The sequence below is a fragment of the Phycisphaerales bacterium genome, from assembly GCA_016716475.1.
GTDB lineage: Bacteria > Planctomycetota > Phycisphaerae > UBA1845 > Fen-1342 > JADJWG01.
This window is the reverse complement of record JADJWG010000002.1, coordinates 859364-879251: the sequence shown is the minus strand read 5'-3', so window position 1 is coordinate 879251 and position 19888 is coordinate 859364. Positions and strand designations below refer to the sequence as shown.

Below are 19888 nucleotides of genomic sequence, written 5' to 3'. Positions count from 1 at the left end.
CTTACCATGACATTCGACGGCCGGTGCTTGCGCGACAGCGGGAGTGCCGGCCGTTGCGTCACGTACGAACTATTGCTCACCGGCCGCGCGGGCCATTCCGTCGCCGTACAGCCGGGCGTGCTCCTCGATGCAGAAGCGGTCTGTCATACCGGCGACATAGTCCGCGACGACGCGCTCCGTGCCGGCGGATGCAATGCGTTGTGAGAAGCGCGGCGGCATGCGGTGTGGCTCCGCAACGAGGGCGACGAAGACGTCGCGCAGAATGAGTTGGGCATGGGCATCGGCGCTCGTCAACAGTTCCCCTCGGTAGACGCGGGTCAACAAAAGCTGCTCCAATGCTGCAAGGTCCGCCTCAAGCCCGGCCGACAGGCCTGAATTCCCGGCGCGTACGGCGACGGATCGGCTGCCGACCTCCTGCAACACCTGCGCCTGGATCCCGTCCACCAGAGAGCGCAGGCAGCTACGCCAGACGGATGGTGCGTCTCCGGCGGAACCGGCGAAATGGGTCTGCCAGAGCACCAGCCCACGCAGATCCGACGGCTGGAGCAAACCGGCGTAAAGCGCATCCTGCAAATCGTGCAGCGCAAAGGTGAGGCGGTCGGCCAGGTCCACCACGCGCGACTCAGGCGGCGGCGGACCCACAGCGTGGAGCAGGTGTGTATCGGGGTGGTCGAACGGGGTCCCGTGACCCGCCAGGCAAGCACGCACAGCCCGGGTGAGATTCAGGCCTCGGAAGGCCGGATAAGGGTGCTCCAACTCCTCTACAATCCTGAGCGTGTGGCGGTTGTGCTCGAAGCCCCCGCACGCCTGGAGACAAGCTGCCAGTGCGACCTCGCCCGCATGCCCAAAGGGTGGATGCCCGAGATCGTGGGCAAGCGCTACCACCTCGGCCAGGTCGGCCGAGAGTCCGACCGTATGCGCGAGGCAGCGCGCCTGATGCGCCACTTCGAGCGTATGCGTAAGGCGCGTCCGAAAATGATCACTCTCCGGAGCAACGAAGACCTGGGTCTTGTGCTGCAACCGCCGGAAGGCGGCCGAGTGGACAATCCGCTGCCGATCCAGCGCCAGCGGAGAAAGTATGGTGGTGGTGGGCTCGGGATGGTCGCGGCGCAGGTCGTACATGGTGGGTGCTCTTCTTCTGAGTGATGCCAAGCTAACCGGGCAGCCGACCGGTGGAAAGGTACCGCTGTTTCAGGTGATTCTGGACGGGCCACCGCTTTCCCGGGTGGCGTGGGGCGGGTAGTCTCTCGCGTTTTCGTGAGGATGTAACGATGGGTTTGACCGCCGCGGTGAAACAGGTGAACGGGCGTCCCATGCTCGTTCTGAATGGCGTGCCGACGAACGAATTCTGGTGCTACGGGCTGCCGAATGCGGTGCCGGATTTTGTGGCGGGTGATTGCCGCATCTGCCAGTTCCATGTGCCCTATCAGAATGGCGAGCATTGGTGGGTGGGTTCCGGGCAGTACAACTTCAGCCCGATCGAGCGCCTGATTGATGAGTTTCTGGCACGCGCGCCAGACTGGTTGTTGATTCCGCGCGTGAATTTTGGTTACGCGGGTGAGGGCTGGTGGGCCGACCAGCATCCGGATGAACTCGCGGTTGGGCACGGGCTTGACGGCCGGCCTGTCGACTTCCGTGCCGTCCGGGTGCAGCCGATCGACTGTTGGCACTCGGCCGCGTCTACGGTCTGGACGCGCGATGCATCGCAGGCCATGGCGGATTTCGTGCGCCATTTCGAGCAACGAAACGGGAATCAGATCGCGGGATACCAGGTGGGGGCGGGAATCTCGGCGGAATGGTTCCGCTGGTGGAATTTCATCGAAGAGGTGTACGAGGATGCCTCACCGGTGGCGGAGCGGGGTTTCCGGTCCTATTTGGCCAGCATTTACGGTAACACTGAAACGCTTCAAGCCGCGTGGGGGCGGTGCGATGTCACCCTCGATACGGCAAAGGTTCCACATCCGGCCCGCCTGCATACCCCCACTGCCGGCTTCTTCCGCAATCCTGCAACAGAACGCGACATCGTGGACTGGCTCACATTCCTGAACCAGGCAAGTGCCGACCAGTTGCTGGCGCTCTGTGCCGCTGCCAAACGTGCCTGTGGGGGGAAAAAGCTCGTGGGCTCCTTCTTTGGATACTTCTGGCCGCACTGGAACACGCAGAACCCAGCCCGCAGCGGGCACCTGGCATTACGGCGCGTCCTGGCGTCCTCGGAGATCGACTACATCAGCTCCCCCTACGCTTACGACAATCGCTACGTGGACGGTGTACATCACGCGGAGACCGTGCCCGCTACGATTGAACGAGCGGGCAAGCTGCACGTCGACGAGATCGACACACTCACACACCTCGTCCAATTGCGCGAGACGGCCGGCTTGTGGTCACGCATACCGCCCACGGCGACGGAAAGCTGTCGGATGCTACAGCGTGACGGCGCTTACGCCCTTGGCACCGGCGCCGCGTGGTGGATGGACCTGATCCACGCACGCTGGTACGACGACCCGGCGATTCAGTCCACGTTACGCAGCATGCAGGCGCTGGCGCGACATATAGCGGATTGGCCGTGCTCCTCGCGCGCCGAAGTCGCCTGGGTCATCGATGATCGCAGTTACGCATACTGTGACTTGCGCAGTGACCTCAATGCCTACTTCACTTCGCTGGGGCGGCAGTTCGAGTGGAGCGCGCTGGGGTTCCCGGTCGACACGCTCATGCTAGACGAGGTGTCGGAAGTACGCCCCTACCGGGTCTATGTGTTCCTGAACGCGTGGTATGCCGACGCGGCACGGCGCGCAGCCCTGCACGCGCGGGTCCGACAGCCGGGCGTGCTGAGCGTGTGGTTCTACGGTGCGGGGTTCGTCGGCATGGATGGCGTTGACGATGCCGGTGTATCTGCAGTGACCGGCGTCACTGTACGGGTGCACCATGATCCTCTCGTGCCCCAGATCGATCTTTTGCCGCACCTCGCCGCGGAAGCAGGTGTTCCGCAACGGTTCGGCCCGCCGCTTTCGCTGGAGCGGCAGCAGGCCCTGAACGCCGTGAATCCGCGGGGCTGGGAAACGCGGGCCACACCCCTGTTCGAAGTGGTGGATCCGGAAGCTGAACCCATGGGGCACTACGTGACCGGCGGGGGGGTGGGCCTGGCCCGAGTCGGCCGCGACGGCTGGCACAGTGTGTACTGTGGCGCCCCCCTGCTGCCCGGTGCACTGCTGCGCCATCTGGCGCTGGCGAACGGCGTGCATGCGTGGTCCGACGATGGTGCCACCGTGGTGCAGCGCGGGCAGCTCGTCGCTCTTACAGCGACGCGCGCCGGCCGCTTTGCCGTCAGGCCACCGGCGGGAGAGAAGCTCGCACCGCTAAGCGAGCAGGCGGATGGCTGGAGTGAGGAAGCCCCGACCGCAGCGCTGGAAGTGGAGCTGGAAACCGGCGAGACACGTTTCTATCGCGTGCGTTGAAGCCGGGGGGGGGGCAGGCGTGCGAACGGTTCATTCGCACGCCCCGGCAGCCACCAGCAGGCCGGGGCCCTCCTTGCGAACGACTGTCGGCCACGCCCGTGCGGGGTCATACCACTCCGCCAGTACAGCGCGCCACTCTTCACAATTCCGGGCCGCCGCGAAGGCCATGCGCACGGCCTTGGTGTGCGGATGCAGCTCCGCATACTTGATGCCGAACTTCCGGAGGATGAGGGCCGCGGTCCGCTCGCCGTAAACCGCGACGGTCAGGTCGAAGTGCGTGCGGATGATGGCCCCCTGCTCCATGACCGACGGCGGTTCCGGCAGCGGGCGGCCGCTGAGCAGCGCTTGGGACTCGGCAAAGATCCACGGATTCCCGATACAGCCCCGTGCCACGGTCACACCGTCGACACCGGTGTGTTCCAGCATCCGTTGAATGTCGCGCGCCGTGAAAAGGTCACCGCTGCCGAGCACGACCCGGTCTCCCGCGTGCCGTTTAACTGCGGCGAGGAAGTCCCAGTTGCTCGGACCTACGTACTTCTGTTGCACGGTGCGGCCGTGGACCGTGATCGCTGCCACACCCGCTTCAAAGGCGGCATCGAAAATGCGAAAGAAGTTCCGCTCGCTCTCGGCCGTATGGTCCATGCCGCGCCGCATCTTGAGCGTGACGGGGACCGTGGGCGGCACCGCGGCCCGCACGGCCCGCACGATTTCGACGGCAGTGTCAGGGGTCGAAAGCAGGTATCCGCCGCGACAGCGGCCGAGGACTTTACGCACCGGACAGCCGAAGTTGATGTCCACGACATCGAAGCCGGCCTCGACCAGGTGTACCGCACCGGCGGCAAAGACCTCCGGCTCGGCTCCCATGAGCTGCCCCGCTACCGGGTGATCATCGGGGTGCATGGGCCCCAGGATCTTGCTGCGCACCTTGGCTGAAAACACGACGGACTTATCGAGAACGACCTCGTGCAGGCAGTACGGCGCACCAAAGCGCCGCGCCAGCAGCCGCATCGGCAGGTCGCTGTAGCCCGATAGCGCCGCCTGCACTACGGGAAACTCAAAGCTGAAAGGTCCAATGCGCAGCATGTTGCGATTGTAGCGAAGCCGGCGCGTCAGTTCCGCTCGTAAGCGGCCGCGGTGCTTTCTGAAGTTTGCCGACCCCCGTGCAAATCCGTGCCGGAGACGCTACCTTCCGGCACATTCGCGAGTCTGCAGCGAGTGGCTGTCCGGCCCGCGTCCTGCGTACACTTCTGGAGGCACGGCATCTCCATGGCATCGCTGCGCATCCACCTGCTGTCCCACGGGAATCCGCTCGGGCCCGAGGTTGTGCGTTTCGGCTTCGAGGATGTCGAGGACTACGTCACCTTCGTCGCCCAGCACCTCCCCGCACCGTACTCGCTGACCTACGATTTGAAGGTGCTGAAGGCCGTCGAGGAACCCTGGCACGGTGGCCGTAATGACGATGACGCCCGCGTCCGCGATCTTCAGAGGGCCCTCGGGGACAAGCGGACGGTGGCGCTCGTGGCAGCGAATGGCGGCGCCTACTTTTCGCGCCTGCTGCCGCACCTGCGATTCGATGTCTTGGCCAAGCGGACGGCGCCCTTGTGGGCCCTCGGTTTCAGTGAGATGTCGACGCTGGTGAACCTGGTGGCAAGTTACCGATGCGGCCACGGGATGTATTGGCTGTGTCCCAACTGGATGGGTTGGCGCCTGACGCCGCCGGAAGCCGCCCGGGCGGCGCTGGCGGAATTCTGGCGGGTCCTGCCAGAGCTCTTCGCCGGGCGTGTTCCGACGGAGACACAGCATGTACCGTTTGGCCCGATCACGGGGACGGTGCAGAGCGGCCGGGCACTGGCCGGGCGCATCCGAATCGCCGGCGGATGTCTCGCGGTCCTGGCGGCGGCGGTGGGTGGAACGGTCGGAAAGCGGCTGAAACCTGACGGGAAATGGCTGCTGCTGGAAGACGTGAAGGAATCTCCCTACCGCATCGACCGGCATCTCGCGGCCCTCAAGCTGGCGGGTTGGTTCGACCGCTGCGCCGGGCTGATCATCGGGGATTTCCACATGCTGCACGAGGATACGCAGCCGGCCGTGCTTGAACTGCTGAAATACCACCTCCCAAAGGCGCGGAAACTGCCCGTGGTGACAACTCGCAATGTCGGGCACGTCTGGCCCCTCGTACCGGTGCTGCTGAATCGCCCGGTGACACTGCGGACGCGCGGTCGCGAAGTGTGGATTGACGCTGCGGGCGTTGCCGCGCACAACACCCGTCGGCGTTCGCTGTAACGTAACCGGCTTCGCACACCTTTCGACACGGCGGCGACTTGCCGGGCTGCACAACTTTAGGTATCACGCACGCACACTGCTTGGGGGTCAGGTGACGCCCCAACGCGTCCCGCAAACGCAGGGTGAAGCATTGGACGCGCGAAACCCCGCTCGGGAGGTAACATGGTGACCCCACGCACAGTTCGCATCCGTCTCCGCATCGTCGGCGCCCTGTTGTGCAGCATGGCCGGGGGCCTCGCACTCGGTCTGCCCGGGTGCGGAACGGGCCGAAGCGACCGGTCGCTTGCACCCGAAACCGAGCGCCGCGCCGATGCGCTGCGCGACGAGGCCCGCGTGATGTTCGCGGAGGCCCGGGAGCGCGTGTTCCCTGCGCTCGTCCACATTCACGTCGTAACGGTGAACTACTGGGGCGGCAAAGAGGAGAAGGGGGCGAGCGTCGGCAGCGGGACGCTTATCTCGCGCGATGGTCATATCGTCACCAATCAGCATGTGACCAGCAACGGCCGGCGGTTTCGCGTCACGCTGACGGACCGGCGGGAATTGGATGCGCGGCTGATCGGCGAGGATCCGCTGACGGACCTGGCGGTGCTACAGGTCGACCCGGCCGAGTTCGGCCCCGATGCACCGGTGGCCGATTTCGGCGACTCGGATGTGCTGGAGGTCGGGGATTACGTCATGGCCATGGGCTCGCCTTTTTCGCTGTCGCGCTCGGTCACACTGGGCATCGTTTCGAACACGGAGCGGGTCTTCGGCGGGGAATTCGGCGGCGACGAAGTCGAGGAGCTGGAGTTTGAATCGGGCCAGCGCACCGGGCTGTTCACGAACTGGATTCAGCACGATGCGGCGATCAACCCCGGCAATAGCGGCGGACCGCTGGTGAACCTCCGCGGCGAGGTCATCGGCGTGAATGCGCTGGGTGGTTCGAACATGGGCTTTGCGATCCCGAGCAACCTTGCACAGCGGGTCGTGGCGGACCTCATCGCCCACGGCGCGGTCCCGCGCAGCGAGATCGGTGTGAGCTTCAAAGCATTGCAGCGCGCCGGTCGCGAGCGTGGTGTGCTGCTGAATTCGGTGGTCGCCGGTGGGCCGGCCGACCGCGCCGGGTTACAGGCGGGGGATATCCTCGTCGCCGTGGAAGGAGAGGAACTCGCAGTCCGCTTCCTCGAACAGGTTCCGCCTTTGATGAAGCGAATCGCCCAGGTTCCGGTGGGCACCGAGCTGCGCGTCCGCTACGAACGCGAGGGCGAAGCTCACGAGACCACGATCGTCACGCAGCCCATGCAGCGTGACCGCGGCGATGAAGCGGCTTTCCGCGCGTGGGGGCTGACGGCCATGGAAATCACGCCGAAGATGGCGCGCGATCGGCGCCTCGACGGTACTGCCGGGGTATTGGTGAGCAGCATTCGTTCCGGCGGGCCGGCCGCGACGGCAGAGCCCCCCCTGCCGTGGAGCGGGGCCGTGATCCGGGCGCTTGACGGACAACCGGTGCAGGATCTCGAACAGTTCACCACGCGCTACCGTGAAATCATGCAGCAGGAGCCGCTGCCCGAATTCGTGCTCGTTGAATTTGACCACCAAGGCCGCAACCACGTCACCCTGCTCAAGCCCAAGCCGGAGGACGACCCCGATTTGCCGCGTGAAGTGCCCAAGGCGTGGATCGGCATCGCGACTCAGCCGCTGCTGCGCGATCTCGCCGCCCAGCTAGGACATCCTGAGCAGACCGGCTTCCGCATTACGCGGGTCTATCCGGGAACCGTGGCGGCCGGCTCGGAATTGCAGGTCGGTGATGTGATCGTCGGACTCAACGGCACTCCGTTCCGCCTGCGCGGCCTCGAGGACGGCGCCCTCTTGTCGCGAGAGTTGCGCCGCATGGAGATCGGCGACGCCGCAACTTTGCAGGTACTGCGGGATCGCAGCGTGCTGGATGTCTCCGTCAAGCTCGAACCCACTCGCCTGCCACGCGAGGAAGCCCGGCGTGATCGTAATCGCGACTTCGAACTGACCGTCCGCGAGGTGACCTTCTTCGACCGCGATGAGAACCGCTGGACCGAGGAGATCGAGGGCGTCATCGTCGAGCAGGTGGAAGCCGCGGGCTGGGCGGGACTGGCCGGGATTCAGACCGGGGATCTCATCCTTCGCATCGACGGCAAGCCGGTGCGTGGCCTGCCCACCTACCGCAAGATCATGGCTGAGGTGACGGCCAACGAGCCGGTGCGCGTGGTGTTTGTCGTGTTGCGCGGCGTACGCACCCATTTCCATTTCGTAGAACCCGAGTGGCTGCCCACCGTTACCGAAAGCGAGACGAGCAAGGAGACCGACTGATGAGAAACCTGGTTGCACGCCTCGCGTTGACGGGTTTGGCTACGCTGCTTGCCGTGCCGGTCGTCCGCGCTCAACCCGCCCCCGCGACAGATGATACAACACCGGGCACCGTGGCGTCGCTGCAGACGGCCTTGGATAGAATGGAATCCGCCCTGCGCGCGGCGCTGGCCTCCGCGGAAACGGAGTTAGCTCGCCTGAAGCAGCAATTGGACGAGATGGAGAAGGCCCGCCTTGCTCTGCTGGAGGTCGTGACGCAGCAGCAATCTCAGCTTGCGGCCTTGCAGGCAGCGCAGGCCCCCCCCTCACAGGATACCGCAGAAGTCTACACCGCACTGCTCGCGAAGTACCGGCCGGCATTCGTCACGGTGAAGTACGTGCAGCGTACGCAGGGCCGTTTCGGCAGCTTCGACGGTGAGAATGAGATTAACGCGGTGGTCATTTCGCCAAACGGTCTGGTGCTGTGTTCAAATGCCGCACTTGGGCTGGGGGGGCCGGTTCCGCGGTCGCACGGTGCCGACTGACATCAAAGTGCTGATCGGTGATGACACCGAGGGGCGACCGGCGAGCTTCATCGCACGCGATTCTGAGCTTGACCTGGCCTGGCTCCAGATCAAGGACGCCGACGGTGAACAGTTTGCACACGTGGACTTCGCGACCGCGGCGGCCGCACACATCGAACCACGGCTCGGCGACCCGGTGATCGGATTGGGCGTGATGGGCAAGTTCTTCGGCCAGCACGTGCTCGTTTCAGGTGGACGGATCGTCGGCGTAACAGACCGGCCGCGAAAGCTGTATGTGGTCCGTGGCGGTCCGGACACCGATTATGGACTTCCGGTCTTTCTGGCCGATGGTCGCGTGCTCGGTGTCGTGACGATCCAGCGTCCCGACGAGGAGGAGACGAGCGGCAGCGCCTCCAATCTGATGGCCCGGGGGGGCGGCTTGATCCTGCCGCTCGAAACGGTGGTGCGCGCGACCGAGCGGGCTCAGCAGATTGCCCGGGAAGAGGCGGCCGAGGCCGTCGGCCGTGCGGAGGACACGGCGCCCGATTTGGCGGAGCACGAAGCTCTGCCGAACGACGCGGACGACGATGAGCCGGGAGAAGAAGAAGAATAGTCCGATTCGCGACCGCAACCGCTTTCGGAAAGCTTGCTTAGCACGGACGGCAGGGTGGACTACAGCTCGCCATGCGATCTCCGGAACTCTTGGCCGGACTCCCTAGGCAGGGTCGCGGCAGCAGACTATAATCCAAGCTGAAGCGAGCTGGTGTCGTGGTTTATCCGCGGCACCGTGTCCGCGTCGGGCTTCCGGGTCTTGCGGCCCGAGGTACATTCCGATCTACGCCCGTCCGCGGGCCGAGGGTCGCTGAGGCGGCCCTTTTTTGTTGGCTGCGCGCCCGCGGGTGGAGCGCGGCCATGACGAAGTACCTTGGGTGGCACGTTGTGCTGCCGTGTTCGCGAGGATGAAGGCATGAACCCCGATCTCATCCGGATTATCGACAGTATTTCCCGCGATAAGAACATCGATCGGGATTCGCTGATCGCCGACATCGAAGCGGCGATGATCGGTGCCATCCGCAAACACTACGGTGAAGAATCCGACGTTGTCGTGCAACTCGACCTGCTCAGCGGGAAGTTCCACGCCACCGTTGACGGCGCTCCGGTGGATGTGCACCTGCTGGGACGCATCGCCGCACAGTCGGCCAAGCAGATGATCATCCAGAAGACCCGTGAGCGTGAGCGCTCCAGTATTTTCGAGGATTTCACAGACCGAACCGGCACGATTGTCACGGGCAGCGTGGTGCGGAGCGAGGGCGGCAACCTGCTGGTCAATATCGGACGCACGGAGGGCTTCCTGCCGCGCAGCGAGCAGATTCCGGGCGAGACGCACCAGCCGGGTGACCGCATCCGTGTCCTGATCCTCGAAGTCCGGGAACAGCCCAACCAGGTCAAGATCATCCTATCCAGGGCCGCACCCGACTTCATCATGCGCCTCTTCGAGCTGGAAGTGCCCGAAGTGGCCGAACAGATCATCGAGATCCGGGCCTTGGCCCGCGAGGCCGGATACCGCACCAAGGTCGCCGTCAGCAGCATCGACTCCAAAGTCGACGCGGTGGGCGCTTGCGTAGGCGTGCGCGGCAGCCGCATCAAGAGCATCGTCGAGGAACTGGGCGGGGAGAAGATCGACATCGTTCGCTGGAATGAATCCAGTCAGATCCTGATTCAGAATGCGCTCAAGCCGGCCGAGGTGCAGGAAATCGCTTTGTGCTTCGAGCTTGCAAAGGCCACCGTGGTCGTGGCCGAAGACCAGCTTTCGCTCGCCATCGGCAAACGTGGGCAGAACGTGCGTCTGGCGTGGCGTCTCACGGGTTGGGATATCGACATTCTCACGCCGGCGGAATACACCAAGCATGTCGAGACGATGGAGCGTGTCCTGAAAACCGTGGACGGCGTGGACGATGTCGTGATCGAGAAACTCGTGGCGTTCGGCTGCATCTCGGTGCAGGATCTCGACGAAATCGGCCCGGAGCCGTTGGTGAACGGTCTGTCGTTCGACGCGGCGCTGGCCGAGCGCATCATCGAAGAAGCCGGAGAAGAGTGCATACGCCAGGAAGAGGAGAAGGAAGCGGCCGCCAAGGCGAAGGCCCTCGCTGACAAACTCGGGATCCCGCACCACCCCCCTGCTGCGGGTGACGATGGCAAGCCCGCGAGCGCCGCAGAGTCGCACTTTGAGCCGTTTCTGGAGCCCACGACGTTGAACGACACCGTGGGCAACCCGTGGGAGGCACACACCGACAGTCCAAATGGTTCTTCCATAGAGGCGCTGACGACGGACACCACGCCGCCCGCCCAGGCAGAACGGGGCTGGGATGAAGCTGGTGACGGTGCGACCGAGGAACCCCGCTCCGCGGCCGACTCTGACACCAGTGCACCGGCAGCCGTCGGCGATGAGGAGGAACCTGAGCCGCGGAGCGAATCCCCTTCGGTCTGAGCGCTCCGCCGTCTGCCCGGCGCCTGCACCTCCTACTCTATGCCGGTCGGCTCCCCCTCGCCTGGAGCCAGCTCCGTGAGCGTGCGATGCACCTGCAGCACTTCGACGCGGTCGTTCTCACTGCGTTCGGCCGCGCTATATGCGTAAGGCCGGACGGGTTCATTCGTCCCGACCCCAACCACTACGATGCGTTCGGGCGCCACGCCTTGGGCCATGAGGGCCTCCGCCACCGCCCTGGCCCGTGCCAGTGACAGATCGAAGTGATCGCGAAACGGGCTGCCTGCCACCGGGAAGCGGCTGGAGTGCCCGCGCAGTTCGATCTGCGTCTCGTACCCGCGCAGCTTCTCAATATACTCGGCGAGCAGGGCCTGATTGTCGGGACCAAGGGTGGCTGAAAGTTCCTCAAAACGGAACTTGCCGCCGATCGCGAATTTGTCCTCTCGGCGGATGTAAGTAACGCGCTGTTCTTTATTGCGGATCCCGGGGTCAGGGGCCTTCGCCCACTCTTTCGGCTGCACCGGGACGATCAGGATCTTGGCCAGTTCGACGTTCTTGGGGCTGAGCACCTGTTCGTAGGGGACGGATTCGAGCCCCCCGACGTAACCGAACGCTTCGCGGATCGCCTGCATGAAGTCGATGAAGCGATCATCCTTCTTGATCTCGCTCATCGAGAGCAATAGCACGAAGAAGACGAGCACATTGGTGACAAGATCACCGTACGTGGCTAGCCAGAGTGGGCAGCTCAGCTCCTTGCGAATGCGTTTTTTGAGCGCCATGGACCGCTCCCGCTCACCGCTCTTCGCTCGCCAGGCGCTGGCGCTGGCGGGAGTCGAGGAAGGCCATCAGTTTCTGCTGAACGATGCGGGGGTTATCACCGCTCTGGATACTCATCACACCACGGATGATCAGCAGGCGCGTGCTGACCTCCTCTGAACTGCGAACGCCGAGCTTGTCGGCAACCGGTAGGAAGAACACGTTCGAGAGAAACGAGCCGTAGAAGGTCGTGATCAGGGCGAGAGCCATGCCGGGCCCCAGCTTGGCCGGATCATCCATGTTGCGCAGCATGAGAATCAGGCCGACGATCGTTCCGATCATGCCGAAGGCGGGGGCGTACTTGCCGAGCGTTTCGAACAGGGCCTTGCCGTTGCCGTGCCGCTCGATCAGGGTCTCGACTTCCTGCTCCATGGCGGCCTGGATGACGGATGGATCCTGGCCGTCAATCGCCATTCGCAAGCCACGCACCATGAAATCGTCGTAGGCCCCGTCGTTCAGATGATTCTCCAGACTCAGAATGCCGTCCCGACGGGCCACCTCGGCCAACCGCACGAGGGTCGCCACATGCTCGACCGGGTCTTGCTCTCGAGTTAGGACGACCTTCTTCACCACCGCCAGGATGCGCAGCATGTTGCGCAGGGGGAAACACATCAGCGTCGCCGCCACGGCCCCGCCGAACACGAGAATCATCGAGGCCGGATCCACGAACGTGAGCACACTGCCGTTCAGCGAGATGGACACGAACAGCAGCAGCAGGCACGCCAGAATGCCGACGGTGGTCGCGATATCCATGTTGGGTCCGATACCCTGCACTTTGCCCAGCCCGGCACGCTCCGGCTGCAGGGCTGCGCATCACAATGGGTATCGACCCCCAGGTGCCCCCCATTCAGTTGCCCGCACGGTGCGCACCCAGCGCGGCCAGTTCCTGCTCCGCCAGTGCTCGCTGGGGCGCGCTTTGCAGCACGCCCAGGGCGTGCTGGAGGCGCTCCGTCGCCGTCTCCGTTTCACCGAGATAACGGCTGTAGAGCAGTCCGAGAAACAGCAGCACCGGCCCTGCGTCCGACGAGCCCGGATAGGCGGAGAGGAATGCTTCGTAAGCACCGGCGGCCTCCCGATAACGCTCCGCCTGGGCCAGATAATTCGCGATTTCGAGCTGCTGCGGGCGAGCCAGAGTCTGCCGTTCATCGAGTTCCAACAGCCGCAGGTAAGCCGTGACGGCCGCGGCTGTATCCCGTTTTCCCAACGCGGTGGCGACTTCTTCGCGCAGGCGCTCGATCGGTGTCAGCGGCACCTGCTCCAGTGGGCGCGAGCCGATCTCCTGCATCACGATCGGACGAGCGAGGACTGCGGTTGGATTGCCACCGGTGACTTTCAATCCCTGGCGGCGGCGCCAGCGATCCCAGAGCGCGACAAGGTCAAACTGGTTCCGTGGGAGAATGCGCGCTGCAAGCAGTACAAAGGCGACGACGAAGCCGAATGCGTAGCCGCCGAGATGGGCCGAGAAAGCCACCTGGGACATGACGCCCGCCTGCTGGGTAAGCATGTATGCGAGCACATTGTCCCACAGGATCAGCTTGAATGTAATCAGCAGCATGGCCGGCAACTGGAATGTGAAGATGAAGAACATCCAGACCAGCATCGTGATGTGGACGCGCGGAAAGAGCGCCAGGAACGCGGTCGTTACGGCCGCAATCGCACCGGAAGCACCGACCATCGGATTGTCCGCCTCCCAGGTGAACGCCACGCCCGCGAAGACGCCGCCGCCGAGATAAAAAAGCAGGTAGCCCAGCCAACCCATGCGGTCGCAGACCGCGTTGCCGAAGATCCACAGGAACAGCATGTTTCCCAACAGGTGCCAAAGATCACCGTGGAGGAACTGGTAGGTGACGTACTGGTACAGGTTGGGGCGGGCACCGTCGAGTGCGAAAATGCCGACGAGTTGCTCCCCGAGGCGCCCCCCGAATACGTGCGTTGCAAGGAAAACCAGCACGTTGAGAGCGATCAGCGCGTAGTTGGCGAATGGTACCTGGCGCGGCCGGTATTCGGTTCCGATCGGGATGAGCATGCGTTCCCTTCACGCGTCGCACGTCGTCCCACGCGCGGAACCACCGGGCGCGGACGAAGGCGCAGGTTGGATTCTACCGCGGGCGGTGCTTCCGGGCAGCCCGCGGAACTACGGGCACCGGAGGTGCAGGCCGGCCGCAGAAGGAACCCTCGCAAGCACAGCGTGGGCCGCCGATTGACTCCGGTCGCGACCACCATTAGCGTGTCCATTGGTGTGCGCTCGCAAGCGCCGGAGCCCCTACTTCGCACGAGATTCAGCATGGCGCGCCGTGCGGCGGAACTGATCCACAGCTACGCTCACAGCGCTCCGGAGGAGCGTCTCCGGCTGCTCGAGGAACGGCTGGCGCACTTCCCGCGCTGTGCGCTGACACGCTACCTGGCCGGTTGCAGCGGCTTTGATCACGGCCGGCCGGCCACCGCGGTACGTCATATGATGATCGCGCACCACGCCGACCCGCACCTGGAGTCAGCGGCTTTACTGGCGTTCGCGGGTCTCAACTGGACCAGCCAACCCGGATCACCGCTCCTGCGCGTGGTGTTGGAGACGTGGGAGGAGTTTCGCCGGCCCCTCTTCGACCGCTACCCGCTCGAGCGCCGGCTGCTGGACGCGTTCGCGGACCAGGGCTCCACCCGGGACGATCTGCCCGCATTAGCGCGACGGCTCTGGCGATTGCCGCTGGCGACGCTGCGCGCGCAATTGCGCGCGGCTCTTGACACGCGCGACGTGGAGATGTTCCCGTTGCTGGCGGCGACGGTTTGACAGAACTCGATGACGGAGTCGCGCGGCGGGGTGCGAGGGTAAAATGCTGCTTTCGGTCGTGATGCCGGTGTACAACGAAGAGCGGACGCTGTTCGAGATCATCCGCCGGGTGCTGGCGGTGCCGCTCGAGATCGAACGGGAACTGGTGCTGGTCGATGATGCCTCCCGCGACGGCACCCCCGACCTGTACCCGCTGCTGGAGCGCGAGTTTCCCGGGGCGAACATCCGCGTATTCCGCCAACCGGTGAACCAGGGCAAGGGTGCAGCGATTCGGCGCGGTTTTTCGGAGGCCCGCGGTGATATCCTGCTCGTTCAGGATGCCGACCTCGAATATGACCCCGCCGACTATCCAAAGCTGCTTCGCCCGATCCTTTCCGGTCAGGCCGATGTCGTGTATGGCTCGCGCTACCTGCGCGGGACGGAGAACCGTGTCCTCGCATACTGGCACACCCGGGTGAACGGCTTTCTGACGACGCTGTCGAACATGTGCACGAACCTGAACCTGACAGACATGGAGACCTGCTACAAGACGTTTCGGGCCGAGGTGCTGCACGGCCTGAAACTGCGCTCGAACCGCTTTGGGATCGAACCCGAATTGACCGCGAAGATTGCGCGCGGTGGCTGGCGTGTGTACGAAGTAGCGATCAGCTACAATTTCCGCTCGTACGCCGAGGGTAAAAAGATTACCTGGCGCGACGGTGTACAAGCCGTGTACACCATCTTCCGGTACGCCTTCGCCGACTGATTCGCCTTCCGCGGGAAGGCGTGCACCGAACCGCCGTACGCGGCCTGGTCATGATCGACACGCCCGTGAACATCTCGGTGATCGTGCCGACCTACAACGAGCGTGAGAATCTTGCGCCGCTGGCGGAACGCATCTTCGCCACACTCGACGCGCGCGACAGCGAACTGCTGATTGTCGACGACAATTCACCCGACGACACCGGTGGTGAGGCCGAACGACTGGCCGAGCGTCTGCCCGTCCGCTGCCTGGTACGCATGCGTGAGCGGGGTCTTGCGACAGCCGTAATCGCCGGATTGCGTGCCGCCCGTGGGCGCTATCTCGTGTCCATGGATGCCGACCTCTCGCATCCACCGGAGTCCATCCCTGCCCTGGTCGCTCCGCTCCGCGCCGGCCATGCCGACATGGTCATCGGCAGCCGCTTCACGCCGGGCGGGCGGGTTGACCTCGAATGGCCTTGGTATCGCCGGCTCAACAGTTGGGGCGGGCGGCTGCTGGCGCGGCCGCTCACGCCTGTACGCGACACGATGTCAGGTTTTTTCGCTGTGCGGCGCGACGACTTGAACCTGAACACCCTGCACCCGATCGGTTACAAGATTGCGCTCGAACTGATTGTGCGGCATGGTTGGAAGCGCGTGGTGGAAGTTCCGATTGCGTTCGCGGACCGGGCTGCCGGCCAGACCAAGCTGAACTTCGCCGAGCAGTGGCGTTACCTGCAGCACCTGGCGCGGCTTTACGTCTTCGTACTGCGGCAGCGACGGCGGGACCGCCATGCGTGCTGACACGCCATGGTCAGCACGCTGGTGGCGCGGCTGGGGGCCGCTGATCACCATTGCAATCCTCTACGGCACACTCCTGGCGGGTGTGGCTGCGAAACGCACCTCCGGCATCAGCCACCTAACCGACTACGAAGACGTCAAGGCCGCCAGCACGAGCGACTTCCGTGACTTCTGGTTCACCGCAAGGCACTTGCGGAACTACGGGCTGCTCACCGACGAATTCGGCGTGCACAACTATCTGCCTTTCTTCACGCTTTTCATGTTGCCGTGGAGCTTCCTGCCGCTGCCGCTGGCGGCCGGACTATTCACCCTGATGTCGCTGGGTCTCTTTGCGCTGACGGTCGTGCTGGTCGAAGCCCTCCTCGGCAATGGGCTCGGTCGACCGCGCCCGGCTACCTGGGCGGCCGTGCTGCTGGCGCTGCCGTATGTGCATGCCTGCCTCGTGGTGGGCAATCTCGGCCTGCTGCTGTTGTTCCTGGTGGTGGCGGCGTGGTACCTCATTGAACACGAACGCGAGTGGGAGGCCGGTGCGTTGCTGGGGCTGGGTGCGCTCATCAAACTGCTGCCACTGGCAATCGTGCTCTTCCTGCTGTTTCGGCGGCGCTGGCGCGTCGGGGGCGGGGCGCTCGCGACGCTGCTGCTGCTCGGGATTGTGTTGCCAACGATCGCGCTCAGTTGGCGGCAGACCGCCGACGGCCACGCGGCCTTCCTGCGATCCGCGCTGCACGAACACTCCGCGGTGGAAACGCTCACCGCGGCCGAGCCGCTCAAGACCCTGTACAGCAACACCTCCCTTCCGATGGTGGTGCGGCGACTGTTGACTCCGACGGACTCGAAGAAGGGCGCGGAGAATCCACCGCTCCTGGTGAACATCATGGATGTCCCGCCACCCGTGCGGGTTGGCGTGTACATCCTGATTGCAGCGCTGATCGGCGGGGCGACACTGGCCGTGACGTTTCGTGGGCCGCTGCGCTGGCCGCCGGATTCCGAAGCCGAGGTGCGGCGCCTGCGAGCGGTGTTCGGCGCCTGGTGCGCGGTGCTGCTGCTGGCCGCACCGCTGGTCTGGACACATTACCTGCCGCTCGTTTACTGGGTGCTGGCCCTGCTGGCCGACCGGGTTGAGCGTGTGCGGCGCGCTACACACCGGATCGCTGTAGTACCGCTGGGGGCGCTCTTGCTGTGGGGCGGGGCGATCGTGTCGCTCGCCATTCCAGCCGCACGGGCGGCGGGCGCGCCGCTTGCCGGCATCCTTGTGGTGTGGGGCGCCTGCCTGTGGCTGGCCACACGGCCGGACCGCGACGACCGGCGAATGCCACGCGTCACGCTCGCCGACGACACCGACGCACGGCCCTGAAAGCCCATCACAGCGGTGGTCGGCCCGCCTTGGGGCCCAATCGCCACGAGGTTCCACGCACCTTCGCTAGGTTGTCCACACACTGGTCACTGTGCACGCGGGACGATACCCTACCACGCGGCGGCGGTGCGTAGGCCGGAACGCTCTCGCTCGCATCCGTGCGCCGTGAGGAGGCCCCGATGAAACGCGCGCTCCATGCCATCTCCTTGCTTTCCATTGCCGCATTGCTGTTTACTGCCCCGGGCTGCTCGCTCACCGCTGTGCACACCGGCACGCTGCTCCGCGAGATGACGGATCTCACCCAACTCACCCAGTTGCCTAACCCGGCCTTCACTTGCCATCAGGCCTCCAGTTACGACCGTAAGTCGACGACCCCGGACGATTACGAGGGCTGGTTTGCCAATGCCGACTACGGCCAGTTCGTCGCCACCGAGGAACGCGACGGCCGCACGGAGCATGTGCTGGTGGACGTCGCCGGTCCTGGGACGGTCGTCCGTATCTGGTCGGCCAACCCGAAGGGCACGTTGCGTGTCTACCTTGACCACAACCCGACGCCGGCCCTCGAAGGGCCGATGGACGTATTGCTGAGCGGCCGCGATCCGCGCTTCCCGGAACCGCTGGCCGGCGTGCGTGCGCGCGGCTTCAACCTGCACTTTCCGCTGCCTTATGCCCGCCATTGCAAGATCACCAGCGACGCCGGTGGGTTCTACTACCATGTGAACTATCGTACCTATCCCCCCGGAACAGCCGTGCGCACCTTCACCGTGGCTGATCTTGACCGGGAAGCATCCTTGATCGCGGCCGTGTGCGCGGCACTCGCCAACGTCGGCCGGACCACCGAACCCCCACCGCAGGTCGCCATTGAACTGCTGCCCGGCCATCGCGAAAGGCATGAGTTGAGCACTTCCTTTCCGGCTGCGGTCGAGTCCTTCGAGTTGGTCGTCGAGGCGGAGGACCGCATCGCCGCCCTGCGCGAGACGCTGCTGACCATGACTTTCGACGGCCACACCACGGTCGCCGTGCCGGTTGGGGACTTCTTCGGCGCGGGCCCCGGCATCAACCCCTACGACAGTCTGCCGCTGGGCGTCACATCCGACGGAATCTTCTGGTCACGCTGGCCGATGCCGTTCCGCAACTCAGCGATCTTCGAATTTCAGAATTTCGGCCGGCAAACGGTGCGGCTGGGTGTGCGGGCACGCCCGATCGAGCGTCCGTGGACGAATCGTTCACTGTACTTCAATGCGGGCTGGCGCGTTACGCGCGATGTGCCGGCGCGTCCCTTCATCGACTGGAATTACGTCGGCATCCGCGGCCAGGGCGTGTTTGTCGGTGCGGCGTTCTCGGTCGTGAATCCCGTGGTGCAGTGGTGGGGTGAGGGCGACGAGAAGATCTACGTCGACGACGAGGAGTTCCCGAGCCACTTCGGCACGGGCACCGAGGACTATTTTGGATACGCCTGGTGCAGCAACGAGCCGTTCGAGCATGCGTACCACGCGCAACCGCGGGCCGACGCACCGGGCAACAAGGACACCAGCGCCGTGAATCGCTGGCACCTGCTCGACAAGATTCCGTTCACACGCAGTTTCCGCTTCGATATGGAGATCTGGCACGCGCGCGACAACATCGTGATCGAGGAATTGGCCGTCGCTACGTATTGGTACGCCCGGCCGGGCGCCACCAGTAATCACGCCCCGCTTGCCAGCGGCGAGTTGCACACCCGTTCACTGCCCGTGGCTACCGTCACCGGGGCCTTGGAAGGCGAGCGCCTCGCGGTGCGATCCCACACCGGAACACTGTTCCCGCAGGACGTCCCCGGGTGTAGTGGCAATCGGCACCTCTGGTGGCGCGGCGGCCGCGCGGGTGATGTTCTCGAGCTTGCGTTCGAACCACCGGCCCCTGGCCGCTACAAGGTCTTTGGCCGGTTCGTCAAGGCGAATGACTACGGGGTGTTCCGGCTGGCGATCAACGGTGAGGATGTGGCCGACACGGTTGATTTGTACAACCCAACGGTAGTGGCCTCGGAGGAGCGCTTGCTGGGCGCGTTCTCACTTCGTGCCGGGGAGAACCGCTTCTCGACGCAAATCGTCGGCCGGAATGAGGCCGCCGCGGAGCAGTACATGTTTGGGCTGGACTACCTGCGGCTGGAGCCCGTCGCCCAGCCGTAGTGGCCGGGGCATCGACGCAAACCGCACACGGGGCCTATGGGGTTGGTGCTGGGGCATCGGCTCCCGTTGTCTGTTGCCCCGCGCGGATGCGGCACGCGGCATCATCGGATGTCAGTCCGCCCAGCGGCGCCGGCACTCACCTTGTGGGTCGGTGAAGTTCCATACCGTCATGACCACTCGGGGGCCATTCTGTGCGAAATGGGAA

The 19888-nt window shown here is 64.7% G+C and carries 16 protein-coding genes; 11 read left to right on the top strand and 5 right to left on the bottom strand.

All coding sequences use genetic code 11. The features are described 5' to 3' along the window. Nucleotides 1-69: 69 nt before the first annotated feature. Nucleotides 70-1122, bottom strand: a complete 1053-nt coding sequence (gene dgt, locus IPM18_11220) for a dNTP triphosphohydrolase (protein ID MBK9120154.1) — start codon at nucleotides 1120-1122, stop codon at nucleotides 70-72. Nucleotides 1123-1271: 149 nt separating this feature from the next. Here dgt and IPM18_11215 point away from each other — a divergent pair, with 149 nt between their 5' ends. Beyond that, a complete protein-coding gene (locus IPM18_11215) occupies nucleotides 1272-3452 on the top strand; it encodes a hypothetical protein (protein ID MBK9120153.1) in 2181 nt (726 codons plus the stop codon). A gap of 30 nt (nucleotides 3453-3482) precedes the next feature. Here the strand turns inward: IPM18_11215 and IPM18_11210 are convergent, their stop codons facing one another. Further along, on the bottom strand, nucleotides 3483-4535 hold the full coding sequence (locus tag IPM18_11210) for a tRNA-dihydrouridine synthase (GenBank protein MBK9120152.1): 1053 nt from the start codon (nucleotides 4533-4535) through the stop codon (nucleotides 3483-3485). A 183-nt stretch (nucleotides 4536-4718) separates the two neighbouring features. Between IPM18_11210 and IPM18_11205 the strand changes: the two genes are divergently transcribed. From IPM18_11205 to nusA, 5 genes are all read left to right on the top strand, one after another. Next, nucleotides 4719-5735, top strand: coding sequence for an LD-carboxypeptidase (locus tag IPM18_11205; protein ID MBK9120151.1), 1017 nt, complete (start codon nucleotides 4719-4721; stop codon nucleotides 5733-5735). 162 nt (nucleotides 5736-5897) lie between these two features. Beyond that, nucleotides 5898-8057 (top strand): PDZ domain-containing protein, encoded by a 2160-nt coding sequence (locus tag IPM18_11200; GenBank protein MBK9120150.1) that lies wholly within the window; start codon nucleotides 5898-5900, stop codon nucleotides 8055-8057. Further along, entirely contained in the window at nucleotides 8057-8578 is a 522-nt protein-coding gene (locus IPM18_11195) for a hypothetical protein (GenBank protein MBK9120149.1), read from the top strand. The genes IPM18_11200 and IPM18_11195 overlap by 1 nt, the downstream gene beginning before the upstream one ends. Beyond that, nucleotides 8568-9170, top strand: coding sequence for a hypothetical protein (locus tag IPM18_11190; GenBank protein ID MBK9120148.1), 603 nt, complete (start codon nucleotides 8568-8570; stop codon nucleotides 9168-9170). The genes IPM18_11195 and IPM18_11190 overlap by 11 nt, the downstream gene beginning before the upstream one ends. Before the next feature lie 354 nt (nucleotides 9171-9524). Next, nucleotides 9525-11045 carry a transcription termination factor NusA gene (gene nusA / locus IPM18_11185; protein MBK9120147.1) on the top strand — a complete coding sequence of 507 codons (1521 nt, stop codon included), beginning with the start codon at nucleotides 9525-9527 and terminating at the stop codon, nucleotides 11043-11045. Nucleotides 11046-11077: 32 nt separating this feature from the next. Here nusA and IPM18_11180 read toward each other — a convergent pair whose 3' ends face one another. The 3 genes from IPM18_11180 to IPM18_11170 all read right to left on the bottom strand — a co-directional run bounded on the left by IPM18_11180 (nucleotide 11078) and on the right by IPM18_11170 (nucleotide 13884). After that, on the bottom strand, nucleotides 11078-11821 hold the full coding sequence (locus tag IPM18_11180; protein MBK9120146.1) for an OmpA family protein: 744 nt from the start codon (nucleotides 11819-11821) through the stop codon (nucleotides 11078-11080). A gap of 13 nt (nucleotides 11822-11834) precedes the next feature. Then, nucleotides 11835-12611 (bottom strand): motility protein A, encoded by a 777-nt coding sequence (locus IPM18_11175; protein MBK9120145.1) that lies wholly within the window; start codon nucleotides 12609-12611, stop codon nucleotides 11835-11837. A gap of 94 nt (nucleotides 12612-12705) precedes the next feature. Beyond that, a complete protein-coding gene (locus IPM18_11170; GenBank protein MBK9120144.1) occupies nucleotides 12706-13884 on the bottom strand; it encodes a rhomboid family intramembrane serine protease in 1179 nt (392 codons plus the stop codon). 258 nt (nucleotides 13885-14142) lie between these two features. Here IPM18_11170 and IPM18_11165 point away from each other — a divergent pair, with 258 nt between their 5' ends. From IPM18_11165 to IPM18_11145, 5 genes are all read left to right on the top strand, one after another. Beyond that, nucleotides 14143-14643 carry a hypothetical protein gene (locus IPM18_11165; protein MBK9120143.1) on the top strand — a complete coding sequence of 167 codons (501 nt, stop codon included), beginning with the start codon at nucleotides 14143-14145 and terminating at the stop codon, nucleotides 14641-14643. A gap of 43 nt (nucleotides 14644-14686) precedes the next feature. Beyond that, on the top strand, nucleotides 14687-15388 hold the full coding sequence (locus IPM18_11160; protein MBK9120142.1) for a glycosyltransferase family 2 protein: 702 nt from the start codon (nucleotides 14687-14689) through the stop codon (nucleotides 15386-15388). Between the two features lie 50 nt (nucleotides 15389-15438). After that, the gene (locus tag IPM18_11155; protein MBK9120141.1) at nucleotides 15439-16167 is read left to right on the top strand and encodes a polyprenol monophosphomannose synthase; all 729 of its coding nucleotides are present in this window, start codon (nucleotides 15439-15441) and stop codon (nucleotides 16165-16167) included. Further along, the gene (locus tag IPM18_11150; protein ID MBK9120140.1) at nucleotides 16157-17518 is read left to right on the top strand and encodes a DUF2029 domain-containing protein; all 1362 of its coding nucleotides are present in this window, start codon (nucleotides 16157-16159) and stop codon (nucleotides 17516-17518) included. Before IPM18_11155 ends, IPM18_11150 begins: the two co-directional genes overlap by 11 nt. A 179-nt stretch (nucleotides 17519-17697) precedes the next feature. Continuing rightward, entirely contained in the window at nucleotides 17698-19683 is a 1986-nt protein-coding gene (locus tag IPM18_11145) for a DUF2961 domain-containing protein (protein MBK9120139.1), read from the top strand. The last annotated feature ends 205 nt before the right edge of the window (nucleotides 19684-19888 follow it).